The following is a 25,243-nucleotide window of genomic DNA, read 5'->3' as shown; positions in this document are numbered from 1 at the left end:
GACTACTTCTGCTTCCAGTTGCCGCTCGCGTCCTGGTACCACCAGCCCGGACGCGCGCTCTCGATCCACTGCTGCGCGAACACGCGGCGGATCTGCGACTCCCATTCCGGGTGGCCGTTGGCGACCGCGATCTCGCGGTACACGGCCTTGCGGTCGCGGTTGTCGTCGGCGACGGCGTTGTTGACCGCGACCCGGTCCTTGAGCGCGAGCTTGCCGGCATCGCGGACCACGATCATGCCGTCGTTGCCGAAGCCGAGCGCGCCGGCGTCGAAGGCCGCGCGCAGTGTGGAGGAGAAGCGGGCCTCCATGCGCGACTGGATCGCCTGGATCGCGGGCGTGCGGATGGTGATGTCCGGCTGCGACTGGGCGCGGGCCTGGCCGATGCCGAGCAGCATCCACGGGTCGAACGACCCAGCGCCCTCGAACGACGGGCCGCCGTGCGCACGCGGCTGCAGCAGCGCCATGCCGCCGTCGTTTCCGTTGTCGGCAGGCGGGTTCTCGTCGATCACCTTCTCGACGAACTCGCGCGCGGCTTCCTTGGCCTCGGCGGCCGGGAAGTAGACGTTGATGGTGACGCAGGCGGTGAGCACCAGCGCGGCGGCGAAGGGCAGTCCGATCCAGGGTTTCATCCGGGGTCTCCTCGACCTAGGGGAAATGCTGCGGTTGCTTGTCATTGTACGACCGGGGCGACCTCGCCCTGGGCGACGTCGGCCAGCCGCTCGAGCAGGACCGGCCAGTCCACGAGGCGGTTGTAGCCGACGACGTTCAGGTTCGGCAGGCCGGCGCCACGCACGATGATGAAGCCCGGGCCTGAACCAGGGCTGGCGGGCGGTGCCGGCTCCAGCCCGCCCATCAGGCAGACGGTGTTGCGCAGCTCGCAGGAAATGCCGATGCGGCGGTAGCCGAAGTCGTCGAAAAAGGCGAGCAGGCGCCCCTGCAGGCTGCCGGCGAACGAGGCGTCACCGACGCTGGAGATGTTCTGCACCGCGCGCTGGCTGATGCGCTGGCGCACGCCGGCGGCGCGCGCGGCGTCGCGGTCGGTGTGCAGCTCGGCGTCGAAGGCGGTCGCGGTCCAGTCCACCAGGCGCAGGCCGGCGATGCGGCCGTCGAGCTTGCCGCTGATGCTGCCGAAGTCGAACACCCCGGTGAGCGACTGCAGGTCGATGTCGTCCAGCATCAGGTCGGCGCTGAGCGAGGGCGCGACCCCGAACGGGCGTTCGAGCGCGAGCGCGGACACCTGCACGGTGCCGCCGAACAGCTGCATCGCCAGGCCGCCGTCGAACTGCAGGCGGCCGTCCTCGTACCAGGCACGCGGGATGTTGCCGCTGAGCGCGCCGGTGAACTCGGGCAGGTCCAGCGCGGCCGCGATCGCAGCGATGTCCAGGCGATCGAGCGCGAGCCCGAACTCCGCGCGCATCGGGGCGCCGGCCGCGGGGGGCCGCAACACCAGGCCGTCCACGGTGACGTGGCCGCCGAACGCGGGCAGCGTCACCGCCTCGCGCAGGCGGATCTCGCCGTGGCCGCTGGACAGCGGCAGGGTCGCGGCGGAGAACGGCAGCCCGTACAGCTCGCCGCCGCGCCAGCGCAGTTCGCTCGCCACCGGCGCGCCGGCGGAGAAGCGCGGCGTGCCGGACAGGCCGTCGAAGCGGAAGCGGCCGCGCGCGTCGGCGAGGCCGATGTCGCGCAGGTCGGCGACGGCTTCCTGCAGGGCGCCGCCGGCGATGCGCAGGCTGGCGTCGAGGGCGCCGGTCATCTCCATGTCGCCGAGGCCGGCGAGGCCGAGCCAGCCGGACAGATAGCGGTCGCGCAGCGGCGCGATGTCGTTGCTGTGCAGGTCCACCTGCAGCGCCTGCAGGGTGGCGTCGGCGCCGAGCGAGGCGCTGCCTTCGGCAATCAGCACTTCGCCGTCGCGCCAGGCGAAGCGCGGCACCTCCCAGCCGCCGCTGCCTTCGCGTTGCGCGTCCACCGCGATCGCCACCGGCGTCTCCGGAAGCGCGATGTAGGTATTGCCCATCAGCAGCTCGCCGCCGTGCAGGGCGCCGTCCACGGTGAACGCGGACCAGCCGGCGCGGCTGCGGTAGTCCAGCGCCATGCGCCCGCCGATGCCCTGGGCCGCGATGCTCGCGTCCGGGGTTTCCAGCGCGAGCCCGGCGACCTCGAGCGTGCCCGTGACCTGCAGCGGGCGATCCTCGGATGCGCGGATCAGCAAGCTGCCGTCGAGGGTGCCGTCCTGCAGCCGCCCCGCCTCCCAGGCCTGCGCCAGCAGCGCCTGCGCCCAGGTGGCCGGCACCGCGAGCAGGTCGATGCGGGTGTCGTCGGGGGTGGCGGCATCGCGGTGCAGGCTGAGGCGACGGTTGCCGCTGGCCAGCAGCGCGTCGGTGTCGTCGCCAGTGAACGCGACCGCGAGGCGCAGCGGCGCACCGTTGCCGCTGCGCACGGTGCCGTCGCAGCGCCAGCCGTCGCCGAGGCGCTGCAACGGACAGCGCCAGGCGAGGTCGCGGTAGCGGTAGCCGAGGTCGGGGGCGTCCACGCGCGCGGCGTGCAAGCTCAGTTCGCCGCTGTCGGCGCCGGGCACCCAGGCCAGGCGCACGCGCACGCCTTCCAGTGTTGCCACGGCGGTCACCACGCGCGCGATGCTGGCATCGGCCACGCGTGCCTGCGCGCGGCCCGGCATCGGCCACGCCGCTACCGTCGCGGCCAGCGCGGACAGCAGTGCTAGGGTTGGCAGTCGCCACGCGGACATGGGCGCAGCATACCGGGGGGCATGGAGCCAACGATGACGCCACGCATACTGCTGGTCGAGGACGATCCGGCCAGCCGCGCCTTCCTGGCGGCGGCCGCGGCCACCCTGCCCGCGCGGGTCACCGAGGCGGGGGGATGCGCGCAGGCGCAGGCGCTCGCCGCCGGCGAAGCATTCGACCTGTGGCTGCTGGACGCGCAGCTCGGCGACGGCGACGGCGCGACGCTGCTGGCGGAGCTGCGCGCCCGGCATCCGGGCACGCCGGCGCTGGCGCACACCGCGGCGAAAGACGCGCGGGTGTTCGAAGACCTGCGCGCCGCCGGCTTCGATGCGGTGGTGGCCAAGCCGCTGTCCTCCGCCGCGCTGCGCGAGGCGCTGCGCCGCCTGCTCGGCGAGCGCTGCGGGGACTGGGACGACGCTGCCGCGCTGGAAGCGCTCAACGGCAACGCCGGCCATGTGCAGGGCCTGCGGCGCCTGTTCCTGTCGGAACTGCCGGCGCAGGCCGAGGCGGTGGCACGCTCGCTGGGGGCGGGCGACGTCGCCGGCGCGGCCGCGGTCCTGCACCGCCTGCGCGCGAGCTGCGGCTTCGTCGGCGCGGCACGGCTGGGCGACGCGGTGCTGCTGCTCGAGGCCGCGCCGACCGATGCCGCCGCCCTCGCCCGCTTCCAGGCCGCGGTACGCGCCTTGCTCTGAGCGCCCGCTCCTACAATGGGGCATGCGCATCGTCGGCGAGCCCGCCTTCATCCTGCACGCCCGCCCGTGGCGCGAGAGCAGTCTGCTGGTCGAGGCGCTGACCGCGACCCACGGCCGCCTGGGGCTGCTCGGGCGCGGCGTGCGCGGGCCGAAGCAGCACGCCCTGCGCGCCGCGCTGCAACCGCTGCAGTGCGTGCGCCTGGATGCGGTGCAGCGCGGCGAGCTGGCCCAGCTGCGCAACGCCGAAGCGCTGGACGCGGCACCGCAACTCGCCGGCGAGGCGGCGCTGGCGGCCTTCTACGTCAACGAGCTGGTGCTGCGGCTGGCGCCGCGCGGCGACCCGCAGCCGGAACTGTTCGACGCCTATGCGCGGATGCGCGCGCGCCTGCGCGGCCACGGCCCGCTGGCGTGGACGCTGCGCCGCTTCGAGCACGAGCTGCTGGGGGCGCTCGGCGTCGGCTTCGACTTCCTCGAGGACGGCGACGGCCAGCCGATCGATCCGGCCGCGCGCTACCGCATCGATCCCGAGCACGGGCCGCGACGGCTGCTGTCGGACCGCGGCCACGGCGACCGCAGCGATGCCGCCACCGGGCGCGCGCTGCTGCTGCTGGCGGAATCCGGGGACACGCCTCCCGAAGCCGAGGACCTGGCCGGGCTGCGGCGCGCGCTGCGCCCTGTGCTGGCGCACCAGCTCGGCGGGCGGCCGCTGAAGTCCTGGGAGCTGATGGGCGACCTGGGAAGGCTGGTGAGGCCGGTGTAGGAGCGGCGCTGGCGCCGCGACCGGGGAAGAGCTCGCCGCCATGGCGGCTCCCACTGTCGCGGCGCGAGCGCCGCTCCTACAGGTCAGTCGTGGTAGCCGAGGGTGCGCAGGGCGGCTTCGTCGTCGGACCAGCCGGCGCGCACGCGCACCCAGGTCTCGAGGAACACCTTGGCGCCGAACAGCCGTTCCATCTGTTCGCGCGCGCGGCTGCCGATCTCGCGCAGGCGGGCGCCGCCCTTGCCGATCACGATCGCCTTCTGGCCGTCGCGCTCGACCCAGATCACGGCGCCGATCCGGTACAGCGGGCCGTGCCTGCCGGGTTCCTCGGCGAAGCTCTCCACTTCCACCGTGGTCGCGTACGGCAGCTCCGCGCCGAGCTGGCGCATGAGCTGCTCGCGCAGCAGTTCGCCGGCGAGGAAGCGCTGGCTCTTGTCGGTGATCTCGTCCTCGCCGTACAGCGGCGGCTGCTCCGGCAGCAGCTCCAGCAACGACGCGACCAGCGACTCCAGGCCCTGGCGCTTGAGCGCGGAGACCGGGTGCACGGAGGCGAAGCTGCGCTCGCGCGTGGCCTCGCCCAGGTAGGGCAGCAGCGCGGCCTTGTCCTTGATCCGGTCCACCTGGTTGACGGCGAGCACCACCGGCACGCCGGCTTCGCGCAGCGCCTCGTAGGCGAGCGTGTCCTCCTCGTCCCAGCGCCCGGCCTCGACCACCAGCAGCGCGGCGTCCACGCCTTCGAGGGCGCCGCGCGCTGCGCGGTTCATCCAGCGGTGCATGGCCGAGGCGGTGGAGCTGCCGAGACCGCGGTGCAGCCCGGGCGTGTCCACCAGCACGAGCTGGCCGTGCGGGAAGGTGGCGATCCCGAGCAGGCGGTGGCGCGTGGTCTGCGGGCGGTTGGAGACGATGCTGACCTTGGCGCCAACGAGCGCGTTGACCAGGGTCGACTTGCCGACGTTGGGGCGGCCGATGACGGCGACGTGGCCGGCGCGGTGGGCGGGATCGGTCATGCGGGCATTGTAGGAGCGGCGCTCGCGCCGCGACAGCGGTTCCTGCACGGGTCGCGGCGCCAGCGCCGCTCCTACAGGAGCTGGGCGAGGATCGCCTCGGCGGCCTGTTGTTCGGCGGCGCGGCGCGAGTGGGCGGCACCCTCGGCGGCGAGCGGGGGCTCGGCCAGGGTGCAGGCGACGTGGAAGGTCTTGTGGTGCTCCTCGCCGCTCTCGGACAGGAGGGTGTAGGCCGGCAGCGGCAACTGCCGGCCCTGCAGCCACTCCTGCAGGCGGGTCTTGGCGTCCTTGCCGACCTGGTGCAGCGGCGGCAGCGCGTCGAGCAGCGGCTCGTACCAGGCGAGCACGCGCGCGCGGCAGGCGTCGAAGCCGGCGTCGAGGTAGATCGCGGCGACCAGCGCCTCAAGCGCGTCGGCCAGGATCGAGTCGCGCCGGTGCCCCCCCGACTTCATCTCGCCCGGCCCGAGGATCAGGCGCGCGCCCACGTCCATGCCGCGGGCGATGCCGGCCAGCGCGGACTCGCGCACCAGTTCGGCGCGCGCGCGGGTCATCGCGCCCTCGTCGGCGCGCGGCCAGCGCGCGTGCAGCTGCTCGGCCACGAACAGGTTGAGCAACGCGTCGCCGAGGAACTCCAGGCGTTCGTTGTGCGGGCTACCGGCGCTGCGATGGGTCAGCGCCTGGCGCAGCAACGCCGGGTCCGCGAAGCGGTGCCCCCCGAAGCCGTCCGGCGGCGCCGCGCCCGTCATCGCCCGGCTCAGTCCGGGCCGCGGTTGGTCAGGTCCTCGGTCGCGGAGAACTTTCCGACGACGTCGAGGTTGTAGATCAGCGGCTTGCGCACTTCGTAGTTGACCGACATCTTCCAGCCGTTGCCGACGCGCTCGATCTTCACGTGCGCGGGCTTCACGTTCTCGGCATAGCTGATGTAGAGCCGGCGGAAGAACAGGTCCTGGATCTTGCCCGGATCGCGGTTGGCGATGCCCGGCTCCTGCTGCAGGCCCTTGAGCGCCTGCTTCACCGCGTAGTACTCGGAATACATCGGCACCAGGCGCATGGCGATGTAGGCGAAGAAGCCCACCAGCGCCAGCACGATGATGAAGCCGATCAGGGTCATGCCGCCTTGCTTGCGCCTCATTGCCTCTCCCCCAGTGCGTGAAGGCTATGGAATGTCGCTGCCGATCCGGTCGAAGTCGACCCCGCCGGCGCTGCCGTCCCAGTGCATCCACACCAGGAAGGCCTTGCCGCGCAGGTTCTCCTCCGGCAGGAAGTGCATGCCGTCGGGCCAGAAGCGGCTGTCCTCGCTATTATCACGATTGTCGCCCATGACGAAATAGTAGCCGGGCGGCACCTGCCATTCGCCCTCGCCCTGCATGAAAAAGGGCACGTCGTCACGTTCCAGGACCGGGTGCGGGCGCCCGGGAAGCTGTTCGAACAGCAGGTGGGCGCCGGTGGCCTCGGCGCCGCGGCCCTTGCCGACGTAGCGGCCGCCGTCCACGTACCGCAGCGCCTCGCCGTTGATGTACACGGTGTTGTCGCGGTACGCGATGGTGTCGCCGGGCAGCCCGATCACGCGCTTGATCCAGTCCTGCTTCGGATACTGCGGCGGGTGGAACACCACCACGTCGCCGCGCTCCGGCTCGCCGATCTCGACGATCTTGTGATTGTTGATCGGCAGGCGCAGGCCGTAGGCGAACTTGTTGACCAGGATGAAGTCGCCGATCAGCAGGGTCGGCATCATCGAGCTGGACGGAATGCGGAACGGCTCGGCGACGAAGCTGCGCAGGCACAGCACCGCGGCCAGCACCGGGAAGAACGCGCGCGAGTAGTCCACCAGCACCGGCTCCTTCGCCTCCAGCAGGCCGGCGCGCGACTCGCGCTGCTTGCGCCACCACAGCTTGTCCAGCAGCCACACCAGGCCGGTGAACAGGGTGAGTACCACCAGGGCGATTTCGAACCAGCGCATGCGGCTTCCTCGGGCGTGACGACTCGGGCGTGACTACTTGTTGTTGTCCATCTGCAGCACGGCGAGGAACGCCTCCTGCGGGATCTCGACGCTGCCGACCTGCTTCATCCGTTTCTTGCCGGCCTTCTGCTTCTCGAGCAGCTTCTTCTTGCGGCTGGCGTCGCCACCGTAGCACTTGGCGAGCACGTTCTTGCGCAGCGCCTTGACCGTGGTGCGGGCGATGATCTGCGAGCCGATCGCGGCCTGGATGGCGACGTCGAACATCTGCCGCGGGATCAGCTCGCGCATGCGCTCGGTCAGCTCGCGGCCGCGGCGGTCGGCGTGGGCGCGGTGGGTGATCAGCGACAGCGCGTCCACGCGGTCGCCGTTGATCAGCGTGTCCACGCGCACGAACGGGCCAGCCTGGAAGCGCACGAAGTGGTAGTCGAGCGAGGCGTAGCCGCGGCTGACCGACTTGAGCCGGTCGAAGAAGTCCAGCACCACCTCGGCCATCGGCAGCTCGTAGCTGACCTGCACCTGGCTGCCCAGGTAGGTGATGCCGATCTGGCTGCCGCGCTTCTCCTCGCACAAGGTGATGACGTTGCCGACGTAGTCCGGCGGGGTGAGGATGTTGGCGCGGATGATCGGCTCGCGGATCTCCTCGACCAGGTTGGCGTTGGGCAGCTTGGCCGGGTTGTCGAGCTCGAGGATGCTGCCGTCGGTCTTCAGCACCTCGTAGACCACGGTCGGCGCGGTGGTGATCAGGTTGAGGTCGTACTCGCGTTCGAGCCGCTCCTGCACGATCTCCATGTGCAGCATGCCGAGGAAGCCGCAGCGGAAACCGAAGCCCATGGCCTCCGAGCTCTCGGGCTCGAAGCGCAGCGCGGCGTCGTTGAGGCGCAGCTTGTCGAGCGCCTCGCGCAGGTCCGGGAAGTCCTCGGCGTCCACCGGGAACAGGCCGGCGAACACCCGCGGCTGCATTTCCTGGAATCCGGGCAACGGCTTCGGCGCCGGGTCCGAGGCCAGGGTCAGCGTGTCGCCGACCGGCGCGCCGTGCACGTCCTTGATGCTGGCGGTGATCCAGCCCACCTCGCCCGCGCCGAGCTTGTCGAGCACCTTGCGCTTGGGGGTGAACACGCCGACGTTGTCCACCTCGTGGCTGCGCCCGGTGGACATCACCAGCAGCTTGTCGTCCTTGCGGATCTCGCCCTGCATCACCCGCACCAGGCTGACCACGCCCAGGTAGTTGTCGAACCAGGAGTCGATGATCAGCGCCTGCAGCTTGTCGGTGTCGCGCGGCTGCGGCGGCGGGATGCGGGTGACGATCGCCTCCAGCACCTCCTCGACGTTGAGTCCGGTCTTGGCGCTGACCGCGACCGCCTCGGAGGCGTCGATGCCGATCACCGCCTCGATCTCGGCCTTGACCCGGTCCACGTCGGCGGTCGGCAGGTCGATCTTGTTGAGCACCGGGACCACTTCCAGGCCCTGCTCCACCGCGGTGTAGCAGTTGGCCACGGACTGGGCCTCGACGCCCTGGGCGGCGTCCACCACCAGCAGCGCGCCCTCGCACGCCGCCAGCGAGCGGCTGACCTCGTAGCTGAAGTCCACGTGGCCGGGGGTGTCGATGAAGTTGAGGTAGTAGGTCTGGCCGTCGCGCGCGGTGTACGGCAGCGACACCGACTGCGCCTTGATGGTGATGCCGCGCTCGCGCTCGATCGGGTTGTTGTCGAGCACCTGCTGTTCCATCTCGCGCGCGGTCAGGCCGCCGCAGAGCTGGATGATGCGGTCGGCCAGGGTCGACTTGCCGTGGTCGACGTGGGCGATGATCGAGAAGTTGCGAATGTTCCGCATCTGGTCCGGGGCCGGGGGAGTGCCCGGACACCCGGGCCAAACGCGGGATTATCGCATGGGGCCAGGGAATCGCGGCGCGAGCGCCGCTCCTACAGGACCGGAACGGCGATGAACTGGGCGTTGCCGCGGCGATTCACCAGCAGCATCACCGTGTCGCCCTTTTTCAAGCCGGCGAGGGCCTTGTCCAGGGCCGCGGGGCTGCCGACCGGGGTGCGGCCGACCTGCAGCACCACGTCGCCCGGGCGCAGGCCGGCGCGGCGCGCGTCGGTGCCCTCCACGCGGGTGATGGCGACGCCCTCGGACGGGCCGAGGTCGAGCGCCTGGCGGGTGCGCGCGTCGAGCGGCTCGGCGACCAGGCCGAGCGGGTTGTCGGAGGCCTTCGCCGGGGCCGCGGGCGCCGCGCCCGGACGCGACGCGGGGCCCTCGCCTGCCAGCAGTTCCTCGTCCAGCGGGGCCAGCACGACCTTCACCGTGCGCGGCTTGCCGTCGCGCAGGATGCCGAGCTCGACCCGGGTCCCCGGGGCCATCGCGCCGATGATCGGCGGCAGCTCGCTGGAGCGGTTGATGGCGCGGCCGTCCACGCTGCGGACCACGTCACCGGGCGCCAGGCCGGCCTTCTCGCCGGGGCTGCCCGGGGTGACGCTGCGGATCAGCGCGCCGCGGCTGTCGGGCAGGCCCATCGCGTCGACGATCTCCGAAGTGATCGGCTGCAGGCCGACGCCGATCATCCCGTACTGGACCTTGCCGCTGGTCTTGAGCTGCTGCACCGCGTTCATCGCCAGGTCCACCGGGATGGCGAAGCTCACGCCCATGTAGCCGCCGGAGTTGCTGAAGATCTGCGAATTGATGCCGACCACCTCGCCGCGGGTGTTGAGCAGCGGGCCGCCGGAGTTGCCGCGGTTGATGGCGACGTCGGTCTGGATGAAGGGCACGTACTGCTGGCTGGCGCCGGCCGAGCGGCCGACCGCGCTGACGATGCCGGCAGTGACCGAATGGTCGAGCCCGAACGGCGAGCCGATCGCGACCACCCACTGGCCCGGGCGCAGCGCGTTGGAGTCGCCCAGGCGCAGCGCCGGCAGCCCGGTGGCGTCGATCTTGAGCAGGGCGATGTCGGACTTCTCGTCGCTGCCGACGACCTCGGCCTTGTACTCGCGCGAGTCGGACAGCTTGACGGTGACGGTGTCGGCGCCGTCGATGACGTGGTGGTTGGTCAGCACGTAGCCGTCGGCAGAGATGATGAAGCCGCTGCCCAGCGAGGTGCCGAAGCGCTCGCCCGGCGCGCGCGGCATCGGGAACGGCATCCCGGGGCCGAAGAAGCGGCGGAAGATCTCGGGGACCTCCATCTCGTCCGGGAGTCCGGACGCGGCGGCATCGGAGCGGCCGTCACTGGTGGCCTCGATGTTGACCACGCCCGGGCCGACGCGCGCGACCAGCTGGGTGAAGTCGGGCAGGCCCTGCACCAGTTGCGGCGCCGGCTGGGTGGATTGCGCGGTGGCCCGTGGCAGGACCACGGCGGCCGTGCCGGCGGCGGAAACGACGGCGACCAGCGCCAGCGCGCCGATGCGGGTGCGGAGCTTGGGTTGCATCAATCGGTGTCCTCCGGATCGGGGGTGGGGGAAACCTGCGGCAGGGCGACCGGGCGCGGCTGGAAGGGGTGCGGCGTCGCGATGCCCTGCTCCAACCGGCCGTAGCCGACGGTGAAGGCGCCGTTGTCCGGCAGCAGCGCGCGCGGCCACGGCCGGGTGGTGATGGCCTCGGCCGCCGCCTCCGGCAGGAACGGGTTGGCGGGGGTGTCGGCGGCGGGCGCGGCCGGAGCGGCAGCGGCAGCGGCCACCAGCCGCGGCTCGGCGGCGGTGCGCTGGGCGCGGGTGGCGGCGGCGCGCTGCTGCTGGGCACGCGAGCGGCGCTCGGCGCTGCGGCGCGGGACCTCGGCGACCGCGATCGCGGTGCCGGCGGCCTCGAGCATGCCCGCGGGTACGGTGTCGGGGGCGGCAGGCGCCGTCGGGGTGGGGGTCGGGGCCTGGACCGGCACGGTGTCGGCGGCGCTGGCCACTTCCACGGACGGCGCCGGCGGCGGCGCGACCTCGGGGGCCTGGCGGGTCATGAACATCGCGAGCGCGGCGACCGAGGCGGCCAGCGCGGCCCCGGGGAGCAGCCGGCTGCGGCGGTTGCCGCTCGCGACACGTGCGGGCGCGCCTTCGGCGGCGACCGCGGCCGCGACCCGCCCGGCGAACCCCGGCGGCGCCGCGGCGACCGCCTGCCCGCGCAGGGCGTCGCCGGCCAGCTGCCAGCGCGACCAGGCGGCGGCCAGCGCGGCGTCGTGCTCGAGCCGGCGCTGCAGGAAGCGCGCCTCGTCCAGCCCCAGCTCGCCGTCGAACAGCGACGAGAGCTGCTGGCGGGTGTGGTCGAGGACCTTGTCGTCGGGTTGCCTTGAAGTCATGCCCTTACTGCTCCGCATCGTCCATCAGTTGCCGCAATTGCTGGTCGATCGCATCGCGCGCGCGGAAGATCCGCGAACGCACCGTGCCGATCGGGCAATCCATCCTCTGCGCGATCTCCTCGTAACTCATGCCTTCGACCTCGCGCAGGGTGATCGCCTCGCGCAGCTCGTCCGGCAGGCCTTGGACAGCGCGCATGACCGTTTGTTCCATCTCCTGGCGCATCAGTTCGCGCTCGGGGGTGTCGTTGTCGCGCAGGCGGATGCCGGAATCGAACTGCTCGGCGTCCGCGACGTCGATGTCCGCGCCCGGCGGCCGGCGCCCGGCCGCGACCAGGTGGTTCTTGGCCGTGTTGACCGCGATCCGGTGCAGCCAGGTGTAGAACTGGGCGTCGCCGCGGAAGGTGCCGAGCGCGCGGTAGGCGCGCAGGAAGGCTTCCTGGGCCACGTCCTGGCATTCGCTCCAGTCTGCGACGTAGCGGCCGATAAGCGCGACGATCCGGTGCTGGTACTTGCGCACCAGCAGGTCGAACGCGGCGCTGTCGCCGCGCTGCACGCGCTCCACCAGCGCCTGGTCCGCGTCGCGTGGATCCTGTTCTGCCATGCCTTGCCGGCACTCCTGCATGTCGGCCCGGCGGCAACCGGGCGGTGGGACAACGCCAACGCGGGGAAAGTTCCCCAGGCAGGATTGATTGGGGCGGCATTGACGGCAATCAAATGCGACCGGGATGATACTCGGCTCCCATACCGTAACGGATGGCGCCATGGCGACGATTGCAGGCTTCGACGGGCTCCGCTTCCGGCACTGGCAGCTGGAAAGCCGCGCCGACGGCGTGGTGGTGGTCACCATCGACCGCGAGGGCCAGGCGGTCAACGCGCTCTCGCAGGACATGCTGATCGAGCTCGGCGAGCTGCTCGAGCGGCTGGCGATCGATCCGCCCGCGGGCGTGGTGTTCCGCTCCGGCAAGGCCTCGGGCTTCGTCGCCGGCGCCGACATCAAGGAATTCCAGCAGTTCGACGCCGAGGGCAGCGTCGGCGACGCGCTGTTCCGCGGCCAGCAGGTGTTCTCCAGGCTGGCGGCCCTGCCCTGCCCCACGGTCGCGGCGATCCACGGCTTCTGCATGGGCGGCGGCACAGAACTGGCGCTGGCCTGTCGCTACCGCGTCGCCTCCGACGATGCCTCCACCCGGATCGGCCTGCCCGAGGTGAAGCTCGGCATCTACCCCGGCTGGGGCGGCAGCGTGCGGCTGCCGCGGCTGGTCGGCGCGCCGGCCGCGTTCGACATGATGCTGACCGGGCGCGCGCTGTCGGCCAGGGCCGCGCGCGCGATCGGGCTGGTGGACAAGGTCGTGGACAAGGCGATGCTGGTGGACGCCGCCGCCGACCTCGCGCGCAAGGGGCGCACGCGGCCGCTGCGCCAGCGCCTGCTGGCGCGCGCGAGCAACTGGTGGCCGGTGCGCCAGGTGCTGGCGCCGATCCTGGTGAAGCAGGTCGCGGGCAAGGCCCCGAAGGCGCACTACCCCGCCCCGTACGCGCTGATCGAGACCTGGCGCCGCAGCGGCGGCGGCAGCGAGCGGCTGCTGGCGGCCGAGCGGCGCTCGGTGGCGAAGCTGGCGGGCACCCCGACCGCGCGCAACCTGATCCGCGTGTTCTTCCTGCAGGAGCGGCTGAAGTCCGCCGGCAGCGGCGAGAGCGGCATCCAGCGCGTGCACGTGGTCGGCGCCGGGGTGATGGGCGGGGACATCGCGGCGTGGTCGGCCTACAAGGGCTTCGAGGTGACGCTGTCGGACCGCGAGCAGCGCTTCATCGACGGTGCGCTGGAGCGCGCGCAGGCGCTGTTCGCGAAGAAGGTCAAGGACGAGGCCAAGCGTCCGGCGGTGGCGGCGCGGCTGCGCGGCGACCTCGCCGGCGGCGGCGTCGCCAACGCCGACCTGGTGATCGAGGCGATCATCGAGGATGCCGCCGCCAAGCGCGCGCTGTACGAGGAGATCGAGCCCCGGCTCCGGCCCGGCGCGCTGCTCACCAGCAACACCTCGTCGATCCCGCTCACCGACCTGCGCGGGCACCTGCAGCGCCCGGCCCAGTTCGCCGGCCTGCACTACTTCAACCCGGTGGCGCTGATGCCGCTGGTGGAGATCGTGCTGCACGACGCGATGGCCGCGGAGACGCAGCAGCGGCTGGCCGCGTTCTGCAAGGCGCTGGGCAAGCTGCCGGTGCCGGTCGCGGGCACCCCCGGGTTCCTGGTCAACCGGGTGCTGTTTCCCTACATGCTGGAAGCGGCGACCGCGTTCGCCGAGGGCATCCCCGGCGCGGCGATCGATCGCGCCGCCAAGCGTTTCGGCATGCCCATGGGCCCGATCGAGCTGATCGACACGGTCGGCCTGGACGTGGCCGCCGGCGTCGCGAAGGAGCTCTCGCCGTTCCTCGGGCTGCCGGTGCCGGCCGCGCTGGCCACGCCGCCGGAGCCCGGCCGGCGCGGCAAGAAGGACGGCCAGGGCCTGTACAAGTGGGAGGACGGCAAGCCGGTCAAGCCGGAGCTGCCGAAGGACTACAAGGCCCCCGACGACCTCGAGGACCGGCTGGTGCTGCCGCTGCTCAACGAGGCGGTGGCCTGCCTGCACGACGGCGTGGTCGCCGACGCCGACCTGCTGGATGCCGGCGTGATCTTCGGCACCGGCTTCGCGCCGTTCCGCGGCGGCCCCATCCAGTACGTGCGCGAGACCGGCGTGGACGTGCTGCTGGCGCGCCTGAAGCAACTCGAGACGCGGCATGGCGAACGCTTCGCGCCGCGGCCCGGCTGGCACGACGACGCGCTTCGCGGCGACGCCCCGGCAACGTGAACGGGGCGTGGAGCCGGCGTTCACTTCGCCCGTGCGAGCATCCCTCGCATGGCCGCCCGAAACCGTCTCCCGCCCTGGCATGAAATGGTTCGCACCGCCGACGGACGCGAACTGCTGATCCGCCCCATCCGCCCGGACGATGCCGTGCCGCTGCGCGCCGGCTTCCCGCTGCTCGAACCCGATGCCCTGCACGGCCAGTTGCTGCGCTCGGAGGGCGGGATCACCCCGGAGGCCGCCGAGCGGCTCACCCACCCGGATCCGCGCCGCGAGTTCGCGATCGTCGCCTCCGAGCCGCTGCCCGCGGGCGAGGCGCTGATCGGCGCGGTCGCGCGCATCGGCATCGTGGACGACAGCAAGCGCGCCGAGTTCGCGATCCTGGTCGGCCGCTTCATCGCCGGCATGGGCATGGGCCGCCACCTGATGCGGCGGCTGGTGCGCTGGGCCAAGGGCAAGAAGCTCGAGCAGGTCTACGGCGACGTGGCCGAGGACAACCAGCCGATGCTCGCGCTGGCGGAGTCGCTCGGGTTCCGCCGCGAATCGGTGCCGCAGCCCGGCTTCGTGCGCGTGGTGCTGGACCTGTAGGAGCGGCGCTGGCGCCGCGACCGGATCGCGGTCAAGGACCGCTGCCACGGGTCGCGGCGCGAGCGCCGCTCCTACAATAGTCGGCTGATGAAGGATTCCAGTTTCCCGATCCCGCCGCTGCCGCGCGCGGGCCAGCAACGTGCGTACTGGCGCGCCCCGGGGTCGGCGACGGCGCTGGCGTGGGCGATCGCGCGCGCCGCGGACGCGCACGACGGGCCGGTGCTGGCGGTCGCGCGCGACAACCACGCGGCGCACCAGCTCGAATCCGACCTGCGCACCCTGCTCGGCGGCGCCGACGACGGCGACGCGCTGCCGGTGGTGGCGTTCCCGGACTGGGAAACCCTGCCCTACGACCAGTTCAGCCCGCACCCGGAGATCGTCAGCCAGCGGCTGTCGGCGCTGCTGAGGCTGCCGGCGCTGTCGCGCGGCGTGGTGATCGTGCCGGTGCAGACGCTGCTGCAGCGGCTGCCGCCGTTGCGCTACGTGGTCGGCGGCAGCTTCGACGTCGCGGTCGGGCAGCGGCTCGACCTGGATGCCGAGAAGCGCCGGCTGGAATCGGCCGGTTACCGGCACGTGCCGCAGGTGCTGGACCCCGGCGACTTCGCGGTGCGCGGCGGGCTGCTCGACGTGTTCCCGATGGGCGCGGCCGAACCGTTCCGGGTAGAGCTGTTCGACGACGAGATCGATTCGATCCGCGCCTTCGACCCCGAGAGCCAGCGCTCACTGGACAAGGTCGACGCGGTGCACATGCTGCCGGGCCGCGAAGTGCCGCTGGACGAGGCCGCCACCCAGCGCGCGATGGCCGCGCTGCGCGAGCGCTTCGACATCGACACCCGCCGCAGCGCGCTGTTCCAGGACCTGAAGGCCGGGGTCGCGCCGGCCGGCATCGAGTACTACCTGCCGCTGTTCTTCGACGCCACCGCGACCCTGTTCGACTACCTCGACGAGGGCACGCTGGCGGTGGTCGGCGACGGCGCCGGCGACGCCGCCGACCAGTTCCACGCGCACGTGGCCGAGCGCTACGAGCAGCGCCGGCACGACGTCGAACGGCCGCTGCTGCCGCCGGGCGAGCTGTACCTGGCGCCGGACGCGCTGCGCGAGCGGCTCAATGGCCTGCAGCGGGTCGAAGTATGGGGGCCGAAGCACGCGCGCCACGGCGAGGCGCAGGCGCTGGCGGTGCACGCGGCGCCGGAGCTGCCGCTGGCGGCGAAAGACCATGCGCCGGCGGAGGCCTTGAAGCGCTTCCTCGGGAGTTATCCGGGGGCGGTGCTGGTGGCGGCGGATTCGCCGGGGCGAAGGGAGGCGCTGCTGGAGGTGTTGGGGGCGGCTGGGGTGGTGCCGGAGGTTGTTGGGGGGTTCGGGGAGTTTGTTGGAAGAGCTTGCCCCTCATCCGGCCCTTCGGGCCACCTTCTCCCCGCTGGGCGGGGAGAAGGGACGACCGCTGGGCTCGGCTTCGCCATCGCGGTGGCGCCGTTGGAGGACGGGTTTGCGGTCGAGGAGCCGGCGTTCGTCGTCCTGACCGAGCGGCAGCTGTTCCCGGAGCGCGCGGGGCTGCCGCGGCGGCGGCGGCGCGCGGGGCGCGAGCCGGAGGCGATCATCCGCGACCTCGGCGAACTGTCCGAGGGCGCGCCGATCGTGCACGAGGACCATGGCGTCGGCCGCTACCGCGGGCTGGTGACGCTGGAGGCCGGCGGGCAGCCGGCCGAGTACCTCGAGATCGAGTACGCCAAGGGCGACCGGCTGTACGTGCCGGTGGCGCAGCTGCACCTGATCAACCGCTATTCGGGCGCGTCCCCGGAGACCGCGCCGCTGCATTCGCTCGGCGGCGAACAGTGGACGAAGGCGAAGAAGAAGGCTGCCGAGAAGGTCCGCGACGTCGCCGCCGAACTGCTGGAGATCCAGGCCAAGCGCCAGGCGCGCGCCGGGCTGGCGCTGCCGGTGGACCGCGCGATGTACGAGCCGTTCGCGGCGGCGTTCCCGTTCGAGGAGACCCCCGACCAGCACGCGGCGATCGAGGCGGTGATCCGCGACCTCGGCTCGTCGCAGCCGATGGACCGCGTGGTCTGCGGCGACGTCGGCTTCGGCAAGACCGAGGTCGCGGTGCGCGCCGCATTCGTGGCCGCCACCGCCGGCAAACAGGTGGCGGTGCTGGTGCCGACCACGCTGCTGGCCGAGCAGCACTTCCGCAACTTCAGCGACCGCTTCGCCGACTGGCCGATCCGGGTCGAGGTGCTGTCGCGCTTCAAGACCACGAAGGAGATCAAGGCCGAGCTCGAGAAGCTGGCGCGCGGCGAGCTGGACGTGATCGTCGGCACCCACCGGCTGCTGCAGAAGGACGTGAAATTCAAGGACCTCGGGCTGGTGATCGTGGACGAGGAGCAGCGCTTCGGCGTGCGCCAGAAGGAGGCGCTGAAGGCGCTGCGCGCCAACGTGCACCTGCTGACCCTGACCGCGACGCCGATCCCGCGCACGCTCAACATGGCGATGGCCGGCTTGCGCGACCTGTCCATCATCGCCACCCCGCCCGCGCACCGGATGGCGGTGCAGACCTTCGTCGTGCCCTGGGACGGCGCGCAGATCCGCGAGGCCTTCCAGCGCGAGCTCTCGCGCGGCGGCCAGGTCTACTTCCTGCACAACGACGTCGAGTCCATCGGGCGCATGCAGCGCGAACTGCAGGAACTGGTGCCGGAGGCGCGCATCGGCGTCGCCCACGGGCAGATGCCCGAGCGCGAACTCGAGCGGGTGATGCTCGACTTCCACAAGCAGCGCACCAACGTGCTGCTGTGCACGACCATCATCGAGTCGGGCATCGACATCCCCAACGCCAACACCATCATCATGAACCGCGCCGACAAGCTCGGCCTGGCGCAGATGCACCAGCTGCGCGGGCGCGTCGGCCGCTCGCACCACCGCGCCTATGCCTACCTGGTGGTCCCGGACAAGCGCTCGATCACCAGCGACGCGCGCAAGCGGCTGGAGGCGATCGCCTCGATGGACGAGCTCGGCGCCGGCTTCACCCTCGCCACCCACGACCTCGAGATCCGCGGCGCCGGCGAGCTGCTGGGCGAGGACCAGAGCGGGCAGATGGCCGAGGTCGGCTTCAGCCTGTACACCGAGCTGCTGGAGCGCGCGGTGCGCTCGATCCGCCGCGGCGAACTGCCGGACATGGACGCGCCGACCGCGCACGGCGCCGAGGTCGAACTCAACATCCCGGCGCTGATCCCCGAGGACTACCTGCCCGACGTGCACACCCGGCTGACGCTGTACAAGCGCATCAGCTCGGCGCGCGATGCCGGCGAACTGCGCGAACTGCAGGTGGAGATGATCGACCGCTTCGGGCTGCTGCCGGATCCGGCGAAGCACCTGTTCGCGGTGGCCGAGCTCAAGCTCGAGGCCACGCGGCTCGGGATCCGCAAGCTCGACCTGGGGCCGAACGGCGGCCGGGTGCAGTTCGAGGCCAGGCCGAAGGTGGATCCGATGACCGTGATCCAGCTCATCCAGAAGCAGCCCAGGCACTACGCGATGGACGGCCCGGACAAGCTGCGCGTGCGCCTGGAGCTGGAGGATGCCGCGAGCCGCCTGCAGGCGGCCCGCGGGTTGCTGGCGGCGCTGGCGCCGTCCTGAGCGACGCCTCTAGAAGCGGCCTTCCTGGAAGTCCACGAACGCCTGCATGACCTGTTCGCGGGTGTTCATGACGAACGGGCCGTAGCGGGCGACCGGCTCGCGCAGCGGGCGCCCGGCCACCAGGATCAGGCGCGCGCCGTCCTTGCCGCCCTCGAGCACGACGTCGTCGCCGCCGCCGAGGACCCCCAGCTCGTGCCGGTCCAGCGCGCGCGCGTCCTCGCCCGCGCCGATGCTGGCGTCGCCCTCGAATACGTAGGCGAAGGCGTTGTGGCCGGACGGCAGCGCGTACTGCCAGCGCGCGCCCGGCTCGAGCGCGACGTCCAGGTAGATCGGCGAGGTCGCCGGCTGGTCGATCGGCCCGTGCACGGTGGCGCCGTCCAGGTCGGTGACTTCGCCGGCGATGACCTTCGCGCTCGCGCCCGGGCCGACCTGCGCCACCGGGATCCGCTCGGGGCCGAACTCCTGGTAGCGGGGCTCGGTCATCTTGGCGCTGGCGGGCAGGTTCACCCAGAGCTGGAAGCCGCGCATCCGGCCTTCCTCCTGCTCGGGCATCTCCGAGTGCACGACGCCGCGCCCGGCGGTCATCCACTGCACCGCGCCGGGGACCAGCAGGCCCTCGTTGCCGTGGTTGTCCTTGTGGCGCATGCGTCCGTCGAGTATGTAGGTGACGGTCTCGAAGCCGCGGTGCGGATGGCTCGGGAAGCCGGCGATGTAGTCCTCGGCCTTGTCGGTGCCGAACTCGTCCAGCATCAGGAACGGATCGAGCATGTCGAGTTCGGGCGAGCCGATGACGCGGGTCAGCTTGACTCCGGCGCCGTCGCTGGTGGGCATGCCGCGCAGCTTGCGGATCACGCGGGCGGAGGTGTTGGTCGTGGCCATGGGAGGCTCCTGGGGTACCTGTGCCAAGGATGGCGGCAGAGGACAACGACTGGCAGTGGGCTGGCTGGGACGCAGTGTTGCGGGGATGGAATCGCGCCGGGGTCGCGGCGCGAGCGCCGCTCCTACAGGGCGGTGAGGCGCCAGGCGCGGTGGATGCGCGGGTTGCGGGCGAAGTCCGGGGGAATGGTCTCCGGGCCGATGTCCTCGCAGCGTGCAAATCCGGCGACCGCCGCCTCGTCGAGGCGGAAGCGCCGGAAGTTGTTGGAGAAGTACAGCACCCCGCCCGGTGCCAGCCGCGCCACCGCGGCGCGCAGCAGCCCGACGTGCGCGGCCTGGACGTCGAAGTCGCCCGCGCGCTTGGAGTTGGAGAAGGTCGGCGGGTCGCAGAACACCAGGTCGTACTGGCCGGTGTCGGCCTCGAGCCATTGCAGCGCATCGGCCTGGACCAGACGGTGCGCGCGGCCGCCGAGCCCGTTCTCGCGCAGGTTGTCGGCGCACCACTGCAGGTAGGTTCCCGAGAGGTCCACCGTGGTGGTGGTGCGCGCGCCGCCGAGCGCGGCGTGCACGCTGGCGGCACCGGTGTAGCCGAACAGGTTGAGGAAGCGGGTGTCGCGGGCCTCGTCGGCGATGCGCAGCCGCAGCGGCCGGTGGTCGAGGAACAGTCCGGTGTCGAGGTAGTCGAACAGGTTGACGCGCAGGCGCGCGTCGCCCTCGCGCACGACGATGGTCTCGCCACGGCGCTCGAAGCCGGTCGCGTACTTGCTCCCGCCCTTGCCGATGGCGCGGGTCTTGAGCGCGATGCGTTCGCGCGGCAGCCCGAACACCTCGCGGGCCGCGGCGAGCAGTTCGTTGAGGCGGCGGCGGGCGACGTCGGCCGGGATGTCGGCGGGCGCGGCGTACTCCTGCACGTGCAGCCAGGTGGACGCCGGGTCGTCGGCTTCCGCGTACACGTCGATGGCGGCAGCGTACTCGGGGATGTCGGCGTCGTAGGCGCGGAAGCAGGTCACGCCTTCGCGTTCGCGCCAGGCCTTGAGGGTGCGCAGGTTGCGGCGCAGGCGGTTGGCGACCATGGTCGCGCCTTCCGAGAGCACCGGCGCGACCGTGCGCTCGCGCTGCGGCGGCGCCACCGGGTCGGCGACCAGCAGGGTGCATTCGATCGCGCCGTTGAAGACCTGGTAGCGCTTGTTCGCGCGCAGGCCGGTGGCGCGCGCGAGTTCGGCATCGCCGCACAGCAGGCTCGCGCGCCAGCCGGGGGTGGCCCGGCGCAGGGCGTCGCCCAGCGCGCGGTACAGCGCCGGATCGGCGGCCAGGCGCACGTCGTACGGCGGGTTGCACACGACCACCCCGCGCCCGGCCTGTTGCGGCTCCAGCGCGCCGACGTCGGCTACCTGCAAGTCGATGGATCCGGCGACGCCGGCGCGCTCGGCATTGCGGCGCGCCGCCGCGATCGCGTGCGGATCGAGGTCGCGCCCCGAGAACGCCGCGCGCAACGCGGCGCGGCCCGCGGCTTCGCGCCCGCGCGCTTCCGCGACCAGCGCCCGCCAGCCGTCGGCATCGAAGCCGGTCCAGCGCGTGGGCGGCGCGTCGCCGTGGCGCAGCAGGCCGGGCGCGACGTCCGCCGCCATCAGCGCGCCTTCGACCAGCAGCGTGCCGCTGCCGCACATCGGATCGAGCAGCGCGCCGCCCTCGCGGTACGCCTCGGGCCAGCGCCCGCGCAGCAGCACCGCGGCGGCGACTGTTTCCTTCAGCGGCGCCTCGCCCTGGGCGATGCGCCAGCCGCGGCGGTGCAAGGGCCCGCCGCCCAGGTCCACGGACACGATCGCCCTGCCCTTGCGCAGCACCAGGTTGAGGCGCAGGCCGGGGGCGTCCACGTCCACGTCGGGGCGCGCGCCGGTGCGCTCGCGCATCACGTCCACGACCGCGTCCTTCACCCGCTGCGCGGCGTAGCGCGCGTGCGTGACCGCGCTGCCGGAGACGTGCGCGTCCACGGCGATGGTCGTGCCTGCGTCCAGGTGCGCCGGCCAGTCGATCGCCGCGGCGCCGGCGTAGAGCGCGTCCTGGTCGGGGCAGTCGAATGCGGCCAGCGGCCACAGCACCCGGCTGGCCAGGCGCGACCACAGCACCGCGCGCTGCGCGTCCAGCAGGCTGCCTTCGGCGTTGGCGCCGGCGACCGCCGCGGTCGCGCGCGCGCAGCCGAGCGCCTGCAGCTCGTCGGCAAGCAGGTACTCCAGGCCCTTGCCGCAACTGGCAAAGAAACGCTGGTCCGGCGAGGTCATGCGGGTCAGCCGTCGAGCGACTGCAGCAGCGCCTCGAAGGCGGCCGCGCAGTCGCGCACGTGCCCGCCGAGGCGGTGGTCGTCGTCCACCAGCAGCAGGCGCGCATTGCGCGGCCCGGCCCATTCGACCACGCGTTCGGCGGGGATCAGTTCGTCGCGCCAGCCGTGCACGATCGAGACCGGCACCGGCGCCGCGTCCATCGGCGGCGCCTGCTTTCCGCTGGAATCCTGCATGCGCGTCGGCGGCGCCAGCAGGAACAGGCCGGCCACCGGCACCTCCAGCGAGACCCGTCCCGAGATCCACGCGCCCAGGCTCGATCCGGCGAGCAGCAGCGGCCCGCGCGCGGCGGCCGCGCGCGCGAGCCCGAGCAGGCGTTCCAGGCGCGCGGGCACGTCGCCGAGCTCGCCCGCGTCGCGCCGTGCGTCGAGGTCGGTGTAGTCGGGGCGTTCGTGGCTCCAGCCCAGGCGCCCGGCGACCTCGGCCAGCGCGGTCACCTTGGTGGCGTCGGGACCGCTCTCGAACCCGTGGGAGAGGATGCAATGGCCGCGCATGCGGCGATGCTAGCATCCGCGCGATGAGCACCCTTCCCGCCGTGCACGAGTTGCCGCTGCCCTACGTCCACAAGCTGGCCCTGCGCGGGCGCGGCGACATCGACCTGGCGGTCGTGCACTGCACCGAGCTGCCCGACCTGGCGATGGCGCGCGAGTACGGCGAGCGGGTGGTGCACCCGGAGAGCGGCACCGGCAACAGCGGCCACTTCTACATCGACCGCGACGGCAGCGTGCACGCCTGGGTGCCGGTGGAGCGCGTGGCGCACCACGTGCGCGGGTACAACCCGCGTTCGATCGGCTTCGAGCTGGTCAACCGCGGGCGCTATCCCGACTGGTTCGATTCGCGCCACCAGGCGATGGACGAGGCCTACCCCGACCCGCAGGTGGACGCGCTGGTGGCGCTGCTGCGCGGGCTGGCCGGCGAGCTGCCCTCGCTGCGCTTCATCGCCGGGCACGAGGACCTCGACGTCGAGCGCGTGGCCGCCAGCGACGACCCCGCGCTGCGGGTGCCGCGCAAGCGCGATCCCGGGCCGCTGTTCCCGTGGCCGCGGGTGCTGGCGTCGGTGCCGCTGACGCGGCTGCCGGTATACTCGCCGCAATGACATCCCCCGTTTCGGAACTCGTCGACCTGCTGTCGCTGGAACGGCTCGAGGACAACCTCTTCCGCGGCCAGAGCCGCGACATCGGCACCAAGTACGTGTTCGGCGGCCAGGTGCTCGGCCAGGCGCTGTCGGCGGCGCAGTCCACGCTCGACAACCACCGCGACGCGCATTCGCTGCACGCCTACTTCCTGCGCGCCGGCGACATCGAGGCGCCGATCGTCTATTTCGTGGACCGCACCCGCGACGGCGGCAGCTTCTCGGTCCGCCGGGTCACCGCGATCCAGCATGGCCAGGTGATCTTCTTCTGCGCGGCCTCGTTCCAGGACCGCGAGAACGGCCCCGAGCACCAGTTGCCGATGCCGGCGGTGCCGCAGCCCGAGGACATCGAGCCGAGCCGGCCGCTCCCGCCCGAGGTGCTGGAGACGCTGCCGACCAAGGTGCAGCGCTGGCTCGACCGGATGGGGCCGTTCGAGTTCCGCCACGTCTATCCGCGCGACGAGCTCAAGCCGCCCAAGCGTCCGCCGTTCCAGCAGGTCTGGTTCCGGCTCTCGGAAAAGGTCGGCGATTCGCCGGAGCTGCACCGCTCGCTGCTGGCCTATGCCTCGGACTTCCACCTGCTCGGCACCGCGACCTTCCCGCACGGCATCAGCTACTACCAGCCGAACGTGCAGATGGCCTCGCTCGACCACGCGCTTTGGTTCCACCGCCCGTTCCGCGCCGACGAATGGCTGCTGTACTCGATCGACAGCCCCGGCGCGCAAGGCAACCGCGGGCTCGCGCGCGGCATGGTCTACGACCGCGACGGCAGGCTGGTCGCGAGCACCGCGCAGGAAGGCCTGATCCGGCTGGTGGCCGACGCCGCCGCCGCGGCCCACGTGCCGAGGGCCTGACGTGCGCCGCGTGTTTTCCAGCCCCCGGCTCGAGAACGTGGAACGGGTCGCGCAGCTGCTCGAGGACGCCGGCATCCAGACCCGCATCACCCACGGCCGCTCCTATCGCGGCGGCCTGCGCGGCAACTTCAGCTACCGCGAGGGCGCGGACGACAAGCCGGTGCCGGCGGTGTGGGTGGTGCGCTCGGAGGACCAGCCGAAGGCGCGCGCGATGCTGCGCGAGCAGGGCCTGCTCGACAGCACCCGCGGCGACACCGGCTATGCCCTGCCGACCTTCCACAGCGAGGCGCCGCCCTCGCGCGAGGAACTCGGACGCAAGCGCGTGTTCCGGCTGAAGCTCGGATTGCTGCTGGCGATCGCGGTGGTGCTGGCGTTGGCCTTGTTCGTCCAGTTCGGCGGCGCCCCGGAGGCGCCGGCGCCGACGCGCCAGGCGCCGGTGCTGGCCGCGGGCGAGCGCGCCACGCCGGATGCGCTCGCGGTCGCGGTGCTGGCCGGCGAGCTGCCCGCCGCGGCCGGCGACGCGGTGTGCCTGTCCGTGGACGGTGTCGATCCCGCCGATTCCCTGCTGGAACAGCTGCGCACGCCCGGCGACGTGATCCCGATGTCGCAGTGCCCCACCGGCGCGCTGCCGCGGCTGTGGATCCACGCCTATCGCGCCACCGCGCCCTCCGGCAGCGGTTCGATCACGCTCGAGCGGGCCGTCGGCGCCGACGCCGCGCGCCGCGCCGACACCTACGAGGTCCACCACGGCCAGCGCGGCTGGCGCGTGATCGAATTGCTCTGATTCCTTCGCACGGCCGGGGCTATGCTCTGGGCATGGGCAACGCCGGCCACGACGAAGACACCTCGCGCGCGGACCTGCGCCTGTTCCACACGGGCGAGCATCCCTGCGGCTACTGGCCGCAGCGCGCGGCGCGCGACCTGGTGCTGGACCCGCGCAACGCGCGCATGCCGCAGCTCTACCCGATGGCGCTGGACTGGGGCTTCCGCCGTTCCGGCGACATCGTCTACCGGCCGCACTGCCGCGGCTGCCGCGCCTGCGTGGCGGTGCGCATCCCGGTGGCGCGCTTCGTCCCCGACCGCGCGCAGCGGCGCTGCCTGGCGCGCAATGCCGACGTGGACGCGCGCGTGGTGCCGGCGCGCCGCAGCGAGGAGCAGCTGGCGCTGTACCGCCGCTACCTGAAGGCGCGGCATCCCGGCGGCGGCATGGACGACCACGGCGCCGCCGAGTTCGACCAGTTCCTGGTCGGGGCGTGGTCCGAGGGCCGGTTCCTCGAGCTGCGCGAGCACGGCAGCCATCGCCTGCTGGCGGTGGCGGTCACCGACTTGGTCGGCAGCCACGCGCTGTCGGCGGTGTACACCTTCTACGAGCCCGACGAGTTGCGGCGCGGACTCGGCACGCTGGCGATCCTGCGGCAGCTGGAATGGGCCGCGCGCGACGGGCGCGAGCACCTGTACCTCGGCTACTGGATCGAGGGCCACCGCAAGATGGACTACAAGCGCCGGTTCCGGCCGCTGGAAGCCTTCGACGGGCGCGGCTGGAAGGACCTGTAGGAGCGGCGCTTGCGCCGCGACGGG

The 25,243-nt window shown here is 72.5% G+C and carries 22 protein-coding genes; 9 read left to right on the top strand and 13 right to left on the bottom strand.

The window, feature by feature from the left end:
• Positions 1 to 2: 2 nt before the first annotated feature.
• The gene (locus E4F25_RS11500; RefSeq protein ID WP_220433162.1) at positions 3 to 629 is read right to left on the bottom strand and encodes a YdbL family probable chaperone protein; all 627 of its coding nucleotides are present in this window, start codon (positions 627 to 629) and stop codon (positions 3 to 5) included.
• A 41-nt stretch (positions 630 to 670) separates the two neighbouring features.
• Positions 671 to 2,743 (bottom strand): translocation/assembly module TamB domain-containing protein, encoded by a 2,073-nt coding sequence (locus tag E4F25_RS00830; protein ID WP_140908401.1) that lies wholly within the window; start codon positions 2,741 to 2,743, stop codon positions 671 to 673.
• 33 nt (positions 2,744 to 2,776) lie between these two features.
• On the opposite strand from E4F25_RS00830, the gene E4F25_RS00825 reads away from it, so the two are divergent.
• Positions 2,777 to 3,433 carry a response regulator gene (locus tag E4F25_RS00825; RefSeq protein ID WP_246069678.1) on the top strand — a complete coding sequence of 219 codons (657 nt, stop codon included), beginning with the start codon at positions 2,777 to 2,779 and terminating at the stop codon, positions 3,431 to 3,433.
• 22 nt (positions 3,434 to 3,455) lie between these two features.
• A complete protein-coding gene (gene recO / locus E4F25_RS00820; RefSeq protein ID WP_140908399.1) occupies positions 3,456 to 4,193 on the top strand; it encodes a DNA repair protein RecO in 738 nt (245 codons plus the stop codon).
• Between the two features lie 83 nt (positions 4,194 to 4,276).
• Here the strand turns inward: recO and era are convergent, their stop codons facing one another.
• The 8 genes from era to rpoE form a co-directional block, all read right to left on the bottom strand.
• Positions 4,277 to 5,197 (bottom strand): GTPase Era, encoded by a 921-nt coding sequence (gene era, locus E4F25_RS00815; protein ID WP_140908398.1) that lies wholly within the window; start codon positions 5,195 to 5,197, stop codon positions 4,277 to 4,279.
• Between the two features lie 71 nt (positions 5,198 to 5,268).
• Positions 5,269 to 5,940: a ribonuclease III gene (gene rnc / locus E4F25_RS00810; protein WP_140908397.1), complete on the bottom strand. Its 672-nt coding sequence runs from the start codon at positions 5,938 to 5,940 to the stop codon at positions 5,269 to 5,271.
• 8 nt (positions 5,941 to 5,948) lie between these two features.
• Complete coding sequence (locus E4F25_RS00805; protein ID WP_140908396.1) at positions 5,949 to 6,326, bottom strand: DUF4845 domain-containing protein; 378 nt, start codon at positions 6,324 to 6,326, stop codon at positions 5,949 to 5,951.
• A gap of 24 nt (positions 6,327 to 6,350) precedes the next feature.
• The gene (gene lepB, locus E4F25_RS00800) at positions 6,351 to 7,154 is read right to left on the bottom strand and encodes a signal peptidase I (RefSeq protein WP_140908395.1); all 804 of its coding nucleotides are present in this window, start codon (positions 7,152 to 7,154) and stop codon (positions 6,351 to 6,353) included.
• Between the two features lie 33 nt (positions 7,155 to 7,187).
• On the bottom strand, positions 7,188 to 8,984 hold the full coding sequence (gene lepA / locus E4F25_RS00795) for a translation elongation factor 4 (protein ID WP_140908394.1): 1,797 nt from the start codon (positions 8,982 to 8,984) through the stop codon (positions 7,188 to 7,190).
• Between the two features lie 89 nt (positions 8,985 to 9,073).
• On the bottom strand, positions 9,074 to 10,570 hold the full coding sequence (locus E4F25_RS00790) for a DegQ family serine endoprotease (protein ID WP_140908393.1): 1,497 nt from the start codon (positions 10,568 to 10,570) through the stop codon (positions 9,074 to 9,076).
• Entirely contained in the window at positions 10,570 to 11,424 is an 855-nt protein-coding gene (locus tag E4F25_RS00785; RefSeq protein ID WP_140908392.1) for a sigma-E factor negative regulatory protein, read from the bottom strand. The genes E4F25_RS00790 and E4F25_RS00785 overlap by 1 nt, the downstream gene beginning before the upstream one ends.
• A 4-nt stretch (positions 11,425 to 11,428) precedes the next feature.
• Positions 11,429 to 12,025, bottom strand: a complete 597-nt coding sequence (rpoE, locus tag E4F25_RS00780; RefSeq protein ID WP_140908391.1) for an RNA polymerase sigma factor RpoE — start codon at positions 12,023 to 12,025, stop codon at positions 11,429 to 11,431.
• 160 nt (positions 12,026 to 12,185) lie between these two features.
• On the opposite strand from rpoE, the gene E4F25_RS00775 reads away from it, so the two are divergent.
• The 3 genes from E4F25_RS00775 to mfd all read left to right on the top strand — a co-directional run bounded on the left by E4F25_RS00775 (position 12,186) and on the right by mfd (position 18,467).
• The gene (locus E4F25_RS00775) at positions 12,186 to 14,261 is read left to right on the top strand and encodes a 3-hydroxyacyl-CoA dehydrogenase NAD-binding domain-containing protein (RefSeq protein ID WP_140908390.1); all 2,076 of its coding nucleotides are present in this window, start codon (positions 12,186 to 12,188) and stop codon (positions 14,259 to 14,261) included.
• A gap of 48 nt (positions 14,262 to 14,309) precedes the next feature.
• A complete protein-coding gene (locus tag E4F25_RS00770) occupies positions 14,310 to 14,843 on the top strand; it encodes a GNAT family N-acetyltransferase (RefSeq protein ID WP_140908389.1) in 534 nt (177 codons plus the stop codon).
• Between the two features lie 87 nt (positions 14,844 to 14,930).
• Complete coding sequence (mfd, locus tag E4F25_RS00765; protein ID WP_140908388.1) at positions 14,931 to 18,467, top strand: transcription-repair coupling factor; 3,537 nt, start codon at positions 14,931 to 14,933, stop codon at positions 18,465 to 18,467.
• A 9-nt stretch (positions 18,468 to 18,476) separates the two neighbouring features.
• On the opposite strand, the gene E4F25_RS00760 is transcribed toward mfd, so the two are convergent.
• The 3 genes from E4F25_RS00760 to E4F25_RS00750 form a co-directional block, all read right to left on the bottom strand.
• Positions 18,477 to 19,346, bottom strand: coding sequence for a pirin family protein (locus E4F25_RS00760; protein ID WP_140908387.1), 870 nt, complete (start codon positions 19,344 to 19,346; stop codon positions 18,477 to 18,479).
• A 122-nt stretch (positions 19,347 to 19,468) separates the two neighbouring features.
• Positions 19,469 to 21,622, bottom strand: coding sequence for a bifunctional 23S rRNA (guanine(2069)-N(7))-methyltransferase RlmK/23S rRNA (guanine(2445)-N(2))-methyltransferase RlmL (rlmKL, locus tag E4F25_RS00755; protein ID WP_140908386.1), 2,154 nt, complete (start codon positions 21,620 to 21,622; stop codon positions 19,469 to 19,471).
• Between the two features lie 5 nt (positions 21,623 to 21,627).
• On the bottom strand, positions 21,628 to 22,173 hold the full coding sequence (locus tag E4F25_RS00750) for an alpha/beta family hydrolase (protein WP_140908385.1): 546 nt from the start codon (positions 22,171 to 22,173) through the stop codon (positions 21,628 to 21,630).
• 23 nt (positions 22,174 to 22,196) lie between these two features.
• On the opposite strand from E4F25_RS00750, the gene E4F25_RS00745 reads away from it, so the two are divergent.
• Genes E4F25_RS00745 through E4F25_RS00730 form a run of 4 tightly spaced genes read left to right on the top strand, consistent with a single transcriptional unit; the run spans position 22,197 to position 25,219 of the window.
• Entirely contained in the window at positions 22,197 to 22,775 is a 579-nt protein-coding gene (locus tag E4F25_RS00745; RefSeq protein ID WP_140908384.1) for an N-acetylmuramoyl-L-alanine amidase, read from the top strand.
• Entirely contained in the window at positions 22,772 to 23,665 is an 894-nt protein-coding gene (gene tesB, locus E4F25_RS00740) for an acyl-CoA thioesterase II (RefSeq protein ID WP_140908383.1), read from the top strand. Before E4F25_RS00745 ends, tesB begins: the two co-directional genes overlap by 4 nt.
• A gap of 1 nt (position 23,666) precedes the next feature.
• Positions 23,667 to 24,449 (top strand): hypothetical protein, encoded by a 783-nt coding sequence (locus E4F25_RS00735; RefSeq protein ID WP_220433161.1) that lies wholly within the window; start codon positions 23,667 to 23,669, stop codon positions 24,447 to 24,449.
• A gap of 32 nt (positions 24,450 to 24,481) precedes the next feature.
• Complete coding sequence (locus tag E4F25_RS00730; protein WP_140908381.1) at positions 24,482 to 25,219, top strand: arginyltransferase; 738 nt, start codon at positions 24,482 to 24,484, stop codon at positions 25,217 to 25,219.
• Positions 25,220 to 25,243 lie beyond the last annotated feature (24 nt).

The sequence above is a fragment of the Cognatiluteimonas lumbrici genome (assembly GCF_006476065.1).
Classification (GTDB): domain Bacteria; phylum Pseudomonadota; class Gammaproteobacteria; order Xanthomonadales; family Xanthomonadaceae; genus Cognatiluteimonas; species Cognatiluteimonas lumbrici.
The sequence above is the reverse complement of the archived record's forward strand: the minus strand, read 5'-3'. Positions and strand labels throughout refer to the sequence as shown.